General features: G+C 58.8%; 19 protein-coding genes and 1 tRNA gene. 1 reads left to right on the plus strand and 19 read right to left on the minus strand.

Going from position 1 to position 14,760, the window contains the following annotated elements:
- Nucleotides 1–201: 201 nt before the first annotated feature.
- The 18 genes from BOP93_RS21220 to BOP93_RS21305 form a co-directional block, all read right to left on the minus strand.
- A tRNA-Lys gene (locus tag BOP93_RS21220) sits at nt 202–277 on the minus strand.
- Between the two features lie 133 nt (nt 278–410).
- Nucleotides 411–1,058, minus strand: a complete 648-nt coding sequence (queE, locus tag BOP93_RS21225) for a 7-carboxy-7-deazaguanine synthase QueE (RefSeq protein ID WP_104504551.1) — start codon at nt 1,056–1,058, stop codon at nt 411–413.
- A 164-nt stretch (nt 1,059–1,222) separates the two neighbouring features.
- On the minus strand, nt 1,223–2,068 hold the full coding sequence (gene ybgF / locus BOP93_RS21230) for a tol-pal system protein YbgF (protein WP_104504552.1): 846 nt from the start codon (nt 2,066–2,068) through the stop codon (nt 1,223–1,225).
- Nucleotides 2,069–2,074: 6 nt separating this feature from the next.
- Nucleotides 2,075–2,575 carry a peptidoglycan-associated lipoprotein Pal gene (gene pal / locus BOP93_RS21235; RefSeq protein ID WP_003193861.1) on the minus strand — a complete coding sequence of 167 codons (501 nt, stop codon included), beginning with the start codon at nt 2,573–2,575 and terminating at the stop codon, nt 2,075–2,077.
- A gap of 55 nt (nt 2,576–2,630) precedes the next feature.
- On the minus strand, nt 2,631–3,911 hold the full coding sequence (gene tolB, locus BOP93_RS21240; RefSeq protein WP_065887603.1) for a Tol-Pal system beta propeller repeat protein TolB: 1,281 nt from the start codon (nt 3,909–3,911) through the stop codon (nt 2,631–2,633).
- 17 nt (nt 3,912–3,928) lie between these two features.
- Nucleotides 3,929–5,002: a cell envelope integrity protein TolA gene (tolA, locus tag BOP93_RS21245; protein ID WP_065887602.1), complete on the minus strand. Its 1,074-nt coding sequence runs from the start codon at nt 5,000–5,002 to the stop codon at nt 3,929–3,931.
- Complete coding sequence (gene tolR / locus BOP93_RS21250) at nt 5,002–5,454, minus strand: protein TolR (protein ID WP_161793227.1); 453 nt, start codon at nt 5,452–5,454, stop codon at nt 5,002–5,004. Before tolR ends, tolA begins: the two co-directional genes overlap by 1 nt.
- A 23-nt stretch (nt 5,455–5,477) precedes the next feature.
- Nucleotides 5,478–6,173, minus strand: coding sequence for a protein TolQ (gene tolQ, locus BOP93_RS21255; protein ID WP_034115768.1), 696 nt, complete (start codon nt 6,171–6,173; stop codon nt 5,478–5,480).
- A 1-nt stretch (nt 6,174) separates the two neighbouring features.
- Nucleotides 6,175–6,630 (minus strand): tol-pal system-associated acyl-CoA thioesterase, encoded by a 456-nt coding sequence (gene ybgC / locus BOP93_RS21260; protein ID WP_003175800.1) that lies wholly within the window; start codon nt 6,628–6,630, stop codon nt 6,175–6,177.
- Between the two features lie 10 nt (nt 6,631–6,640).
- Nucleotides 6,641–6,829 carry a hypothetical protein gene (locus tag BOP93_RS28055; RefSeq protein ID WP_157943538.1) on the minus strand — a complete coding sequence of 63 codons (189 nt, stop codon included), beginning with the start codon at nt 6,827–6,829 and terminating at the stop codon, nt 6,641–6,643.
- A gap of 50 nt (nt 6,830–6,879) precedes the next feature.
- The gene (gene ruvB / locus BOP93_RS21270; RefSeq protein WP_053135842.1) at nt 6,880–7,938 is read right to left on the minus strand and encodes a Holliday junction branch migration DNA helicase RuvB; all 1,059 of its coding nucleotides are present in this window, start codon (nt 7,936–7,938) and stop codon (nt 6,880–6,882) included.
- Nucleotides 7,939–8,550 (minus strand): Holliday junction branch migration protein RuvA, encoded by a 612-nt coding sequence (gene ruvA, locus BOP93_RS21275; protein ID WP_003175802.1) that lies wholly within the window; start codon nt 8,548–8,550, stop codon nt 7,939–7,941.
- Nucleotides 8,551–8,617: 67 nt separating this feature from the next.
- Nucleotides 8,618–9,142, minus strand: coding sequence for a crossover junction endodeoxyribonuclease RuvC (ruvC, locus tag BOP93_RS21280; RefSeq protein ID WP_019821257.1), 525 nt, complete (start codon nt 9,140–9,142; stop codon nt 8,618–8,620).
- A 155-nt stretch (nt 9,143–9,297) separates the two neighbouring features.
- On the minus strand, nt 9,298–10,044 hold the full coding sequence (locus tag BOP93_RS21285; protein ID WP_104504554.1) for a YebC/PmpR family DNA-binding transcriptional regulator: 747 nt from the start codon (nt 10,042–10,044) through the stop codon (nt 9,298–9,300).
- A gap of 135 nt (nt 10,045–10,179) precedes the next feature.
- Nucleotides 10,180–11,955, minus strand: coding sequence for an aspartate--tRNA ligase (gene aspS / locus BOP93_RS21290; RefSeq protein ID WP_104504555.1), 1,776 nt, complete (start codon nt 11,953–11,955; stop codon nt 10,180–10,182).
- 108 nt (nt 11,956–12,063) lie between these two features.
- On the minus strand, nt 12,064–12,285 hold the full coding sequence (locus BOP93_RS21295) for an FmdB family zinc ribbon protein (protein WP_003193872.1): 222 nt from the start codon (nt 12,283–12,285) through the stop codon (nt 12,064–12,066).
- 171 nt (nt 12,286–12,456) lie between these two features.
- Nucleotides 12,457–12,795 (minus strand): ribbon-helix-helix domain-containing protein, encoded by a 339-nt coding sequence (locus BOP93_RS21300; RefSeq protein WP_104504556.1) that lies wholly within the window; start codon nt 12,793–12,795, stop codon nt 12,457–12,459.
- A gap of 181 nt (nt 12,796–12,976) precedes the next feature.
- The gene (locus BOP93_RS21305) at nt 12,977–13,450 is read right to left on the minus strand and encodes a Dps family protein (protein ID WP_003193874.1); all 474 of its coding nucleotides are present in this window, start codon (nt 13,448–13,450) and stop codon (nt 12,977–12,979) included.
- A gap of 428 nt (nt 13,451–13,878) precedes the next feature.
- Between BOP93_RS21305 and BOP93_RS28030 the strand changes: the two genes are divergently transcribed.
- Nucleotides 13,879–14,481, plus strand: a complete 603-nt coding sequence (locus BOP93_RS28030; protein WP_005790922.1) for a cold-shock protein — start codon at nt 13,879–13,881, stop codon at nt 14,479–14,481.
- Nucleotides 14,482–14,552: 71 nt separating this feature from the next.
- Here the strand turns inward: BOP93_RS28030 and BOP93_RS21315 are convergent, their stop codons facing one another.
- The gene (locus BOP93_RS21315; protein WP_104504557.1) at nt 14,553–14,759 is read right to left on the minus strand and encodes a SlyX family protein; all 207 of its coding nucleotides are present in this window, start codon (nt 14,757–14,759) and stop codon (nt 14,553–14,555) included.
- Nucleotide 14,760 lies beyond the last annotated feature (1 nt).

Raw genomic sequence — 14,760 nt, forward strand, 5'->3', positions numbered from 1 at the left:
CTTCAGCTTGGCTACTTTAATAGCAATAACCTGGATGGGACGGGAGAGACGCGAGAGAAAAGGAAGGTTTACGGCTGACCAGCGAGATGAATTGATCACGACGCAAGCCGCTTCTATATGGGAATACCAGAATGACAGGCAAAAAAAAACCCGGAAATCCTCACTTGCGTGGGCCTTCCGGATTTTCTAAACCGCCAAAAATGGTGGGTCGTGTGGGATTCGAACCTACGACCAATTGGTTAAAAGCCAACTGCTCTACCAACTGAGCTAACGACCCGCTGTGTGGTGGCGCGTATAATACTGATTTCTAAGGATTATTCAACACCTTATTTGAAATAAATCAGAAAAAACGCATTGAAGACAAAAATGGTTCGGTTTGAAGGCCTTCCATAGGCGTCTCATCAGCCGTATCAGCGACCCGGCTCGTCATTCCACAGGTATTTGTGCAACTGCAATTGCAGACGCACCGGCAGGTTATCCGCCACTACCCAGTCCGCCAGATCGCGGGCGTTGAGGTCGTGATGACTCGGGGAAAACAACACCTCCCCCGCTCGACGCTCAAGGCCGAACTGGATCAGCTTGGAAGTCGCCCAGTCATAATCGTCGCGAGAGCAAATGACGAACTTGACCTGATCGTTCGCCGTCAGCAAGTCCATGTTCTCGTAGCGATTGCGATGGGCTTCCTTGGAGTCGGGGGTCTTCAGATCGACTACTCGGCTGACTCGCGGATCGACCGCAGAGATATCCAAGGCGCCACTGGTTTCCAGGGAGACCTCGTAACCGGCATCACACAACTGCTTGAGCAAGGGGATGGCATTGGGTTGCGCCAACGGCTCGCCGCCCGTTACACAGACGTAGCGCGGCCGGTAACCGGCAACCTGCTCGAGGATGTCATCCAGGGTGCGTACGGTGCCGCCGCTGAAGGCATAGGCGCTGTCACAGTATTGGCAACGCAAGGGGCAGCCGGTGAGCCGTACGAATACGGTGGGCAGGCCGGCAGTGCGCGTTTCACCCTGCAACGAGTAAAAAACTTCGGTAATACGTAATGTGTCTTGCATAGTCGCCACGGGCGTAACAGCTAAACAGGCTGTCCGCCTCCGTCAGGCACTTCAAGGGATTGCGCCAACGCGTCAACCCCAGGAAGCGTGTTTCATAAAAGGGCGTGGATTCTAACGAAAAAACCCGCGCCAGGCGCGGGTTTCTTCTAAACGGGCTGCATTGCCTACAAGCGTTGCAGATCCCGCTGGGCCAACTGCGCGGCGGAGGTGCCCGGATACTGGGCAACCACCTGCTGCAGAATGCCTTTGACCTTGTCGGTATGACCCAGGCGGCGTTCTACGTCAGCCAGCTTGTACAGCGAGTCAGGCACCTTGGCATGCTTGGGGTACAGCTGGCTGACCTTGGCAAACGCCTGGCCCGCCCCCTGCAAATCACCTTTTGCCAGGTTGACCTCACCCAACCAGTACTGGGCATTGCCCGCGTACTGGCTGTTCGGGTACTTGCGCAGGAACGCGGTAAAGGCCTGGCTGGCTTTATCGAAGTCCTTGGCCTTGATCAGGTCGAAGGCTGCATCGTAATACAGTTTTTCCTTCGCCGGATCGCCCGGTTCGCTGCTCGCGGCAGGGGCAGTTGCTGCGGCCCCCGCTGCTGCGCCACCGGCAGCGGCACCACCGATAGCGGCACTGGGCGCGCCACCGGCAGAAGAATTATCAGGAGTAGCGGCAGGTGCAACACCGGCTCCAATACGTCGATCAAGATCCTGGTAACGCTCCAGGCCTTCTTGCTTGAGCTGGTTTACTTGATTCTGCAGAACTTCAATGGCGCCTTGTTGCTGGGCCAATTGATCCTGCATGCGTTGCAGCTGGTTGAACAGCTCGCCCTGTGCCGAGGGCGCGGCCGTAGCCGCCCCCCCAGCATAGGCGCCGTTCGTGCCATAACCTGCTGGCGGATAACTGCTGCCGCTATTGTTATAGCCAGAGTTGCTATCCGTTACAGGAACCGCAGCCCACACCGCAAGCGGTGCGAGGCTGAGAGCCAATACAGTCAGAGCACGACGGCACGTTCGCATGACGAATTACTTACGCAGTTCGACGCGACGGTTCTGAGCCCACGACTGCTCGTCGTTGCCAGTTGCAACTGGACGCTCTTTACCGTAGGAAACCAGTTCCAGTTGGCCTGGAGCAACACCTTGCAGTACCAGGTAGCGCTGAACGGCTTTCGCACGACGCTCGCCCAGAGCCATGTTGTACTCACGAGTACCACGGGCGTCAGTGTTACCTTCCAGAACAACGCGAGCGCCGTTAGCTTTCAGGTCCTTGGCGTGAACGTCCAGAGCGCGCATGGCTTCTGGCTTCAGGTCCGAACTGTCGTATTCGAAGTAGAAAGTGGTGATCGCGCGCAGAGCAGCTTCTTCGCTCAGGGAGCCGTCGACTGCACCAGTGTTAGCGCCGTAACCAGCGTTTGGATCAACAGCTGCGCCTTCACCGGCATTGTCGCCGCCTTTAGAGGAGCAACCAACGGCTACGGACAGAGCCAGAGCCAGAGCAGCAAACTTACCAAACTTCAGCATTTCCATCGTGAAACTCCTAATGAACCCCAGTGTGTTAAGTACTTCTTTTTGTAGCGCCGCGTCAGTTCAGGTAAGGGGACCAGGATGGTTCTCTGACTTCGCCTTGTGCGGTAGGAAGCGGGAGCCTTACGCGTCCGTTGATGGACACGAGCATCAAGACTCCCCGGCCCTGCTGGCGGGTGGCGTAGATTACCATGGTGCCGTTGGGCGCAACAGTGGCTGACTCATCAAGGTTGGTATCTGTAAGGATTTTCACGGTTCCGCGCTGCAAATCCTGGGCCGCAACCCGGAAATTAGTGAAACCATCCTGACGGTGAATCATTACCAACGTCTTTTCATCGGCCGAAAGCTTGGGATTGGCGTTGTAGTTACCGATAAAGGTCACACGTTCCGCGCCGCCACCGTTCACATTTGCCTTGTAGACCTGAGGCTTGCCGCCACGGTCAGAGGTGAAGTAGATGGTCGAACCATCTTTACCCCAGAACGGTTCGGTGTTGATACCCGGGCCGCTGGTCACACGCGAGAGCTGACGCGAGGCCATGTTCATCACGTAGATATCCGGGTTGCCGTCCTTGGACAGCACGAATGCCAGGCGCGAACCATCCGGCGACCAGGCCGGTGCACCGTTGAGGCCTTCGAAGTTGGTGATCTGCTCGCGACGGCCGGTATCAATGTGCTGGACGAAGATACGTGGACGCTTCTGTTCGAACGATACGTAGGCAATACGCTTGCCGTCCGGCGCGAAGCGCGGCGACAGGATGGGCTCACGGGACTGCAGCAAGGTCACTGCACGCGCACCGTCGTAGTCCGAACGCTGCAGGGTGTAGCGAGTGTTGTCGACAGAGAAACGCTCAGCGGTCACATACAACAGGCGCGTGGAGAACGCCCCCTTGATACCGGTGAGTTTTTCAAACGACTGGTCCGAAATGTAGTGGGCCATGTCACGCAGTTGTTCAGCGGTGCCGGAGACATTGCCGGTCAGGACCTGCTGCTCGGTGGCCACGTTGAACAAGGTGTAGGTGATTTGCAGGCGACCGCCGGCCGGCGTGATGTTGCCGACCATCAGGTACTGCGCGCCCACCGCTTTCCAGTCACGGAACACGACTTCGCTGGCCTGGTTGGGCTGGCTGATCATGTTGCCTTTTGGAATCGGTGCGTAGTAGCCGGAGTTGCGCAGGTCGTCGCTGACGATCTGGGCCATGTCATCCGGCAGCACGCTGCCGCCCTGCCAGCCGAACGGTACTACCGCGATCGGGGTGGCCCGATCGCTGCCGCTGGTAACCAGGATGTTCTTTTCATCCGCCGCCGCTATCCCTGCCATACAGCAAATAACGACAAGCATTCCTCGAAGAAGGTTTCTCACAAGGCTAGATCCTCAGGTGTGAATGTCATCTTGAATGAACGATAGGGAGCGAAGTCGCTTGGTTTCATTCCCTGCATCTCGGTCAACCGGCCAATATTCTTGACTGCGGCAACCGCCGAACTGTCGAACGAACCGTCACCACTGGACTTGGCCACGCTGACCGAAGTCACCGTACCGTCCGGCAACATGCCGATCTGCAGCACTACTGTCATGCCTTTACGTGCCGAAGGTGGACGTGTCCAGCCTTCCGCTGCCCGCGCCCGGATCAGGTCGTCAAAACTGCCCGCGACTTCATCGCCACGTTCATCGGCCAAGGCTTGCTGACGCTGCGGCGTGTCGGAAAGCAAATCTGCCAGGGCCTGGGCCTTTTTCTCTTCGGCGGATTTACGGGCTGCTTCCTGGGCCTTTTTCTTGGAGGCGTCGGCGGCAGCTTTCTTCTTCGCGTCGTCGGCGACTTTCTTCTTCGCCTCGTCTGCTTCAGCTTTTTTCTTGGCGTCTTCGGCGGCTTTCTTCTTCGCGTCTTCGACGATCTTTTTCTTGGCTTCCTCAGCGGCCTTTTTCTTGGCCTCTTCTTCGGCAGCTTTCTTGGCTTCTTCCTCGGACTTCTTCTTGGCTATATCAGCCAATTGTTTCTCTTCGGCCTTTTTGGCTTCGGCAGCTTTCTCGGACTTCTTGGCTTCATCAGCCTTTTTCGCCTCGTCGGCTTTCTTCGCTTCGTCAGCCTTTTTCGATTCCTCGGCCTTTTGAGCCGCCTCTTCTTTCTTTTGTTCCGCAGCAGCCTTCACCGCTTCCTGCTCGACCTTCTTCTGTTCCATCTGCTCGACTTCGGTCTGGCGCGCAGCCGACTTCTGGGCCTCACCCGCAATCTTCTGATTGGTCTGGGTGGTGGCCTGACTTTTCGATTTCAGCTGATACAGGGTCGCCTGCACGATCGGCTTGGCTGGCGGCAGGTCCGGGGTCATGGCAAAGCTGACAAACAGCATGCCGAACACCAGGACGTGCAGGGCAATTGCCCAGACGCTAGGCCAGAAGAAGCTTTCCGAGGCGGACGGCTCTCGCTGTTGCTGCATCAGGGCGCCTCGGTAATCAAGCCAACGTTACCCACGCCGGCCTTCTGCAGCCCGCCCATGGCGCCCATGACGGAACCGTAGTCGACCGACTTGTCACCGCGAATGAACACCTGGGTGTGCTTGCCGCCTTCGTTGCCGGAGCGAATGATCTTGGTCACGGCATCGGTCATCGCCGGCAAGGTCAGCGCCTTGTCCTGCTGCTTCTGTGTGTCGACTTCGCTGCCAAGGTTCCAGTAGTAGGTCTTGTCAGCCTTGATCGAAATGGTCAGGACCTGAGTGTTGTTGTCCTGCGGCAAGGCTTCACTGGAAACCTTGGGCAGATCAACCTTCACGCCCTGGTTGAGCATCGGCGCGGTCACCATGAAGATAACCAGCAGCACCAGCATCACGTCGATGTAGGGCACTACGTTCATCTCGGCGACCGGCTTGCGCTTTTTGCGAGCTCGAGCGATTAAAGCCATTGGGAATTACCTGCTTATTCTTCGCTGGTGTGCACTTTACGGTGCAGGATCGCCTGGAATTCATCGGCGAAGGTGTAGTAACGACCGATCAAGGTTTCGCTGGTGGCGGCAAAACGGTTGTAGGCGATTACTGCGGGGATAGCGGCGAACAGGCCGATCGCGGTGGCGATCAGGGCTTCGGCAATGCCCGGGGCTACAGTAGCCAGGGTCGCCTGCTGGGCCTGGGCCAGACCCCGGAAGGAGTTCATGATGCCCCATACGGTACCGAACAGGCCGATGTACGGGCTGACGGAGCCGACAGTCGCCAGGAACGGCAGGCTTTGCTCCAGCTTCTCTTCTTCGCGGGAGATGGCCACGCGCATGGCTCGGGCCACGCCTTCCATCACGGCTTCCGGGTCAACGCCCGGCTGCTGGCGCAGACGCGAGAATTCCTTGAAGCCGGCGCGGAAGATTTGCTCGACGCCCGAATCCGGGTCCGGATTGCTGCCGGCCTGGCGATACAGCTTGGACAGGTCGATACCCGACCAGAAGCGCTCCTCGAAGCTCTCCAGGGCGCGTCGACCGGCACGCAGCAGGTTGCTGCGCTGAAAAATCATGACCCAAGAGGTAACCGATGCGGCTACCAGGGTCAGCATGACCAGTTGCACCACGATACTGGCATTACTGACCAGGCTCCACATCGAGGAATGGTCGACGACGGTAGGTTCCACGCTAAATCTCCTGCTTTGATTGTTTACCCGCGCCGCTCACGGCAGCAAAGGCTGCACGTAGAGTTTCGGGAATGGCCCGAGGTTTCAAACTGTTGGTGCGTACACACGCCACCAGGAACTGCCCCTCACAGAGCAGCGTTGCATCCGTAGCCCGCCTGACCTGCTGCTTGAATCGCAGGCTGGCACGGTTCAATTCGATGACTTCAGCGCTGACCAACAACTCATCGTCCAGTCGCGCCGGTGCGTGGTAACGCGCCTCGCTGGAATGCACGACGAATAACAGGTCCTCCCCGGCCAGCGTGGATTGGGCAAAGCCCAGCTCCCTTAGCCGCTCGGTTCGAGCCCGTTCCATGAATTTCAGGTAATTGACGTAATAAACGATGCCGCCGGCATCCGTGTCCTCGTAATAAACGCGACAGCGATGTGCGAACGACTGATCCCCGTTTTGCGCGCGCATACTCTAGTGCTTACTCCTCAGGTTGCCAATCCGGCTGGACAACTGTTTTTTCAATACCTGAACATATTTCCAACGCCTGAATGACGACGCCAGACACTGGGACAGCACAAACTTCAGATAAATCACCCCACATGGCAAATACCCTGTAGGAGCGAGCTTGCTCGCGAAAAACCTGAGCACGCCGCGTATAACCAGACATACCGCGTTATCGTTGACGCTTTTCGCGAGCAAGCTCGCTCCTACAGTTTTTTAATCGTCTACCGCATCAAGGAATTCGTCTACCACGGGCATCTCTCCCAATCGTGACGGAATGTTTAGCCCAAAGTGCAGATAGGCATGACGCGTCACCACCCTGCCCCGTGGCGTGCGCATGATATAGCCCTGCTGGATCAGGTAGGGCTCCAGTACATCTTCAATGGTGTGACGCTCTTCACTGATGGCAGCCGCGAGGCTGTCCACGCCCACCGGGCCGCCGTCGAACTTCTCGATCATGGTCAGCAGCAGACGCCGATCCTGGTGATCGAAGCCATGTTCGTCCACATCCAGCAGGTTCAAGGCCAGGTCCGCGACCGCCTTGGTGATATGCCCCTTGGCGCGCACCTCGGCGAAATCGCGCACGCGGCGCAGCAAGCGGTTGGCGATCCGTGGTGTGCCGCGGGCGCGTCGGGCGATTTCGAACGCGCCTTCCGGGTCCAGCGGCAAGCCGAGGATGTTCGCCGAACGGCTGACGATGGTCGCAAGGTCTGCCGTGCTGTAGAACTCCAGACGTTGAACAATACCGAAACGGTCTCGCAAAGGGTTGGTCAACATGCCCGCGCGGGTCGTGGCCCCCACCAGCGTGAACGGCGGCAGGTCAAGCTTGATCGAACGGGCCGCCGGGCCTTCGCCGATCATGATGTCGAGCTGGAAGTCCTCCATCGCCGGGTACAACACTTCTTCGACAATCGGCGACAACCGGTGGATCTCGTCGATAAACAGGACGTCGTGGGGTTCCAGATTGGTCAGCAACGCGGCCAGGTCACCGGGGCGCTCCAGCACCGGGCCGGACGTGGACTTGATCGACACGCCCATTTCCTGGGCAATGATGTTGGCCAGGGTGGTCTTGCCCAGGCCCGGCGGGCCGAAGATCAGCGTGTGATCCAGCGACTCACTGCGCCCGCGTGCGGCCTGGATGAACAGCTCCATCTGTTCGCGCACGGTGGGCTGGCCGATATAGTCGGCCAGGCTCAGGGGGCGGATGGCGCGGTCCTGGACTTCTTCACGGTCGCGCGGGCCGGTAGCCGCGATCAGACGATCAGCTTCTATCACTTAAATCATTCCCTTCAGGGCTCGGCGGATCATGTCTTCACTGCTCAGGTTTTTGTCCTTGATGGCCGATACGGCCTTGCTGGCCTCCTGGGGCTTGTAGCCCAGGGAGATCAACGCACTGACCGCATCGCTTTCGGCACTGGCGACCTGGCCTGCCGGCATATCCGGCTGGTTCGGGACCAGGGCGAACATGCTCGGCACCACTTCCCAGGCCTTGAAACGGTCCTTGAGTTCCACCAGCAAACGCTCGGCGGTTTTCTTGCCCACACCCGGCACCTTGGTCAGGGCCGAGGTGTCCTGGGCTGAAACGGCGCGTACCAGTTCATCCACTTCCAGGCTCGACATCAATGCCAGGGCCAATTTGGGCCCGACGCCATTGAGCCGAATCAGCTCGCGGAAGAAATCGCGGTCGCGCTTGCCGATGAAACCATAGAGCAGTTGCGCGTCTTCGCGCACCACTAAATGCGTGTGCAAGGTTATCGGCTCGCCGACCGACGGCAAGCGGTACAAGGTGGTCATGGGCACTTCAAGCTCATAACCCAATCCATTCACATCCAGAATCAGGTGCGGCGGCTGTTTCTCAGCCAGGGTGCCGCGCAAGCGTCCAATCACGGTTCAAATCCTTAAAGCTTGGAGGTCAGAGCAGGCCTGACCGGAAATAACGATTGCGCTGATGCTATCAGAGACGCAGGCGTCCGCCACGACTGCGTGCCGCACCCAGGCCATGGGGCAGCAGGCTGGAGCGGGTGTGGGCGTGGCAAATGGCGATGGCCAGGGCGTCGGAGGCGTCGATCTGGGGTTTGGAGGTAAGTTTGAGCATGTGCATGACCATCATCTGCACCTGCTCTTTATTGGCTCCACCTGTACCCACCACGGCCTGCTTGACCTGGGTCGCGGTGTATTCGGCGATCTCCATGCCCTCCTCGGCCCCCGCCACGATGGCCGCGCCACGCGCCTGGCCGAGCTTGAGCGCCGAATCGGCATTCTTGGCCATAAAGACTTTTTCGATGCCCATGGTTACCGGGCCGTAGGTCTGGATGACCTCCCGCACGCCGCGATAGACGATCTGCAGGCGTTCGGCCAGTTCGCCTGCGCCCGTGCGGATGCAGCCCGAGGCGACATACACGCAGCCGCGCGGGGTCTGTTGCACCACGCCAAAACCGGTGATGCGCGAACCGGGGTCGATACCTAGGATTAAAGTCATAACGCCTGCGGGTTAAATAAATACAATTTCTGAGACATCGTAGTTTCAATGTGGGAGGGGGCTTGCCCCCGATGGCGGTGGGTCAGTCACAAATGTGCCTACTGACACTCCCTCATCGGGGGCAAGCCCCCTCCCACATTTTGATTTACATTTTTTCAGCCTAGCTGTTCAGCCACGGATTCCGGGATGTCGGCGTTGGAGTACACATTCTGCACATCATCCAGGTCTTCGAGCATGTCCAGCAGCTTCAACACCTTCTGCGCACCGTCCAGGTCGAGTTCGGCGCTGGTGGTCGGCAGCATCACGATTTCCGCGTCGGTGCCCTTGAAGCCTGCGGCTTCCAGGGTATTGCGCACTGAGTAGAAGCTGGCGAATGAGGTGAACACCTCAATGGAGCCATCTTCGTTGGTGACCACATCGTCGGCGTCCGCCTCCATCGCGGCTTCCATCAGCGCGTCTTCATCCGTGCCCGGCGCAAAGGTGATCTGCCCCTTGCGCTCGAACAGGTAGGCCACCGAACCGTCGGTCCCCAGGTTGCCGCCACATTTGCTGAACGCATGGCGCACCGCTGCGGCGGTACGGTTACGGTTGTCGGTCATGCACTCGACCATCACCGCCACGCCGCCGGGGCCGTAGCCTTCGTAAGTCAGCTCGACCATGTCGTCGGTATCGGCGGCACCGGCGCCACGGGCCACGGCGCGGTCGATGATGTCGCGGCTCATGTTGGCGCCGAGCGCCTTGTCCAGCGCCAGGCGCAGGCGCGGATTGGAACCCGGGTCACCACCACCCTGGCGGGCGGCGACGGTCAGTTCGCGAATCCACTTGGTGAAGATCTTGCCTTTCTTGGCATCCTGACGCTCTTTGCGGTGCTTGATGTTCGCCCACTTGGAATGGCCAGCCATAACACAACTCCGAAATTCTCTAGAAACCTGTCAATCCCGCCGCCGGCGAGATTTCCCTCTTTTAAACGCAAAGGCGCATCCGAAGATGCGCCTTTTTGACTGCTTACAACCTTATCGCGCTTTCACGCAGCAGCCTTACTCAGCCTTCGGCGTCTCGCGCAGACGGATGTGCAGTTCGCGCAGTGCCTTGGCATCCACCACACCCGGAGCCTGGGTCATGACGTCTGCGGCGCTCTGGGTTTTCGGGAACGCAATCACTTCACGGATCGACTGGGCGCCGGTCATCAGCATCACCAGGCGATCCAGGCCGAACGCCAGGCCACCGTGGGGCGGTGCACCGTATTTGAGCGCGTCGAGCAGGAAGCCGAACTTCTCTTCCTGTTCCGCTTCATTGATGCCCAGCAGGCGGAATACCGCTTGTTGCATCTCCTTGCGGTGGATACGGATCGAGCCGCCACCCAACTCGGTGCCGTTGAGCACCATGTCGTAGGCACGGGACAGCGCGCCGGCCGGGTTGGCTTCCAGCTCGGCCGGGGAGCACTTCGGCGCGGTGAACGGGTGGTGCAAGGCGCTGAAGCTGCCATCGTCGTTTTCTTCGAACATCGGGAAGTCGACAACCCACATCGGCGCCCATTCACAGGTCAGCAGGTTCAGGTCGTGACCGAGCTTGATGCGCAGCGCGCCCAGGGCTTCACTGACGATCTTGGCCTTGTCGGCACCGAAGAACACGATGTCGCCATCGACCGCACCGACGCGATCGAGGATTTCGTTCAGGTTGTCCAGCGGGATGTTTTTAACGATCGGCGATTGCAGACCGTCAACGCCATTGGCGCGCTCGTTGACCTTGATGTACGCCAGGCCCTTGGCACCGTAGATGCCGACGAACTTGGTGTAGTCGTCGATCTGCTTGCGCGGCATGCTCGCGCCGCCAGGTACGCGCAGGGCAGCGATGCGGCATTTAGGGTCGTTGGCCGGGCCGCTGAACACCTTGAAGTCGACATCCTTGAGCTGGTCGGCCACGTCCACCAGTTCCAGCGGGTTACGCAGGTCTGGCTTGTCGGAACCGTAGCGGCGCATGGCTTCTTCGAAGGTCATGTGCGGGAAGTCGCCGAACTCCAGGTCCAGCACTTCCTTGAACAGGTTGCGGATCATCTGTTCGGTGAGGCCCATGATCTCTTTTTCATCGAGGAAGCTGGTCTCGATGTCGATCTGGGTAAATTCAGGCTGGCGATCAGCACGCAGGTCTTCGTCACGGAAGCACTTGGCGATCTGGTAGTAACGGTCGAAGCCGGCCACCATCAGCAGTTGCTTGAACAGCTGCGGCGATTGCGGCAGGGCGAAGAAACTGCCTGGGTGGGTGCGGCTAGGCACCAGGTAGTCGCGCGCGCCTTCCGGGGTGGCGCGGGTGAGGATCGGCGTTTCAACGTCAAGGAAGCCGTTCTCGTCGAGGAAGCGGCGGATGCTGGTGGTCATGCGCGAGCGCAGACGCAGCTTCTCGGCCATTTCCGGGCGACGCAGGTCCAGGAAGCGATAACGCAGGCGAGTTTCCTCGCCCACGTCGGAATATTCGTTGAGTGGGAACGGCGGGGTTTCCGACTCGTTCAGCACTTCCAGCTCATAGCCCAGCACTTCGATGCCACCGGACGCCATGTTCTTGTTCACCGCACCGGCCGGGCGCAGACGCACCTTGCCGGTGATTTTCACGACGTATTCGCTGCGCACGCGGTCGGCGGCAGCGAAGCTCTCGGCGCGATCCGGATCGAACACCACCTGGGCCAGACCATCACGATCACGGATATCGAGGAAGATCACCCCGCCGTGGTCGCGGCGACGGTGAATCCATCCGCAAAGGGTGATTTCCTGACCTTCCAGGGTCTCGTTCAGTTGGCCGCAATAGTGGCTGCGCATCATGGTAGTGGTTTCACTTCTCGTAATTCGAAATTCGGTGGCAGGACTGCCTCGCCACCGTACATTAAAGCAGGGGACGGATAATGCAGGAGCCTGCGCGTAGAGTTCAACTCAGTCTGCTTTGTCGCCGCCCGCCAGGTTCTTCTTGGCGCCGGTCTTGAAATCGGTCTCGTACCAGCCGCTGCCGCTCAGGCGGAAGCCTGGCATGGACAGCATCTTTTTCAACTCAGGTGCCTGGCAGGCTGGGCAATCGACCAACGGCGCGGCGCTGATCTTCTGAATGGCTTCCAACTGATGACCACAGGAAGCACATTGATAGTCGTACATGGGCATGGAGATGTCTCGCCGATCAGATCGTTACTGCGCTACGCCCTGCCGTTGTACATAAAGCCGGCATGCGCAGCAAAGCGCGGGATTATATCTGGTAAATCGAGGCAGCGCAGCCGGCTTTCTGCCCGAGGCCCGGCCCGCCAGAAGGAAGGGCCGGGGCCTGGAGCCATCCCGTCACGCTGGTCCGAAGGCGCCAAGGCGATCTTTCAACAGGTGAACCACGCACACCACCCGCACCAGCCCGCTGAAGTTCTTCACACCGCCATAACGCAAATGCACTTCGCGGTCGACGTAGGACAACAGCGCACTGACCGAGCAGGTATTGATCCTGGCGATTTCCGTGAGGATATTCCAATAGATCTGTTCAAGCCGCAGGCATGTGGAAAACCCATTGAGGCGCACCGACCGCGATAAGGGTTTGGCGAGCCCCATGTCGAACCCTTTAGCGAAGGGATCGACCTTTATCTTGTGAAAACCAGCGGTTTCCACGCCCTTACTCAATCCACACGACATACACCTGACACTCCCTTGCCAAACAGCAGTCCATGGGTTTCTCCCATTGGACGGTAGGTCTATAAAACAGCAGGAAGCCAAGAGCGGCCAGAAGACGCGGGAGATGGGGGTCGTAGGACAACGCCAGGAAGTACAGGGAAACCAGTGAGTGGCGCCCTGCAGGCGCCACCCGGTTCGACGGTTACTGATTTTCCAGCAGCGAGCGCAGCATCCAGGCGGTTTTTTCGTGCACTTGCATACGCTGGGTCAACAGGTCCGCCGTGGGCTCATCGCTGACCTTGTCGAGCAATGGGAAAATGCCACGCGCGGTACGAGTGACGGCCTCTTGGCCAGCCACCAGTTGCTTGATCATCTCCTCGGCGCTCGGCACGCCCTCCTCTTCCTTGATTGAAGACAGACGTGCATAGATCGAGTAGGCACCCGGCGCCGGGAAGCCCAGGGCTCGGATACGCTCGGCAATGGAATCCACCGCCAGCGCCAGCTCGTTGTACTGCTCCTCGAACATCAGGTGCAGCGTACGAAACATGGGGCCCGTGACGTTCCAATGGAAGTTGTGGGTCTTCAGATACAGTACATAGGTATCGGACAGCAGCCGTGAGAGTCCGTCGACGATGGATTTACGGTCTTCTTCACTGATACCAATATCGATTGCCATGTTTTTCCCCTTCAATTGATGAGCATTCATTGATCAGGCGCAGGATCACTCTAGCAAGAGTGCTGGCTGCGTGCAGCCCGGCATATCCAGGCGATGTGCGGCAAATCGCCCCGCACCGCTGTCGAGGCAGCGGCCAGTGAGCCTGTTGTCCTGTAGGAAAAACGCTCGGAAGGCCGCGCAAATTACCTGCACCCGTCTAGGACAAGCCTTCGGCGCAAAAATGCCGCCGCGATTGCAACACCCCGAAATGCTTGATTTGAGTAGGCACAGCCTTTGCTGTTAAATAGACGCCGTGTGGCTGCCGTTCATTTCTGCGGCACGTCACATAGGCTGATACCCGCGCACGTGCTCAACGCCTCCCATTGTTCAGAAGCGAACCGTGCCAGTCAGCTCTTCCTTGTGATCCGTCTTAACGTGAGTTAATCAAAATGTTGAAAATCGTCCACCTGCTGACGGGCGTTGCGGCTTTGCTGCTGTCCTTTATCCCGAGCCTGCAGCCTGAAAGCCTGCCCTACCTGCAACAACACGACGCTCTATACCTGGCCTTGTTCGGCCTTCTCAACCTGACGCTGGCACCGGTAATCCCTTACTGGAACAAAGGCACGCGTCATCAACTGCAAAACCTGGTCAGCGCGCTGCTGGTACTGACCGTAGTCGTTCAAACCCTCACCCTGCTGGCACCCATGCCTGAAGTGGGCGGCCACCCGGCCATCCTGCTCAGCCTGGTGATTGCTGTGGTCGCCATCGTTCTTCACCTGGCCATCAGCTTCTACCGTTCGTCCCCAGCGGCCGCGTCGCAAAACTACGACATGACCAACCGGGATACCGGGACCGTCAAGTGGTTCAATACCTCCAAAGGCTTCGGCTTCATTTCCCGCGACTCGGGCGACGATATCTTCGTCCACTTCCGGGCTATCCGCGGTGAAGGCCACCGCGTTCTGGTTGAAGGCCAGCGTGTGGAGTTCTCGGTGATGAACCGCGACAAAGGTCTGCAAGCTGAAGATGTAATCGCTGCCCTGCCGCGTCGCTGATTCCAGCCTGCGCTGCACAAAAAACCGCGATCCGGCATAGGCTGGATCGCGGTTTTTTATTGCACGCTCATTCAATAGTGCGGTGGCGGTGCTTCTTCTTCCGAGGTTTCGAACTGGCCGCCCATCTCTTCCTGGCGCTTGAGCAACGCGATCATCTGCAATTGCAGGCGCTCCACCGCTTGCTGCTGGGCGACCAGAATGTCATTGAGGGTTTCGATGGTGTCGTCCTGAAAGGCCAGACGGCTTTCCAGATCGTTGACGCGAGCTTGCAGGTCCATG

The organism is Pseudomonas orientalis (genome assembly GCF_002934065.1).
Taxonomy (GTDB): domain Bacteria; phylum Pseudomonadota; class Gammaproteobacteria; order Pseudomonadales; family Pseudomonadaceae; genus Aquipseudomonas; species Aquipseudomonas orientalis_A.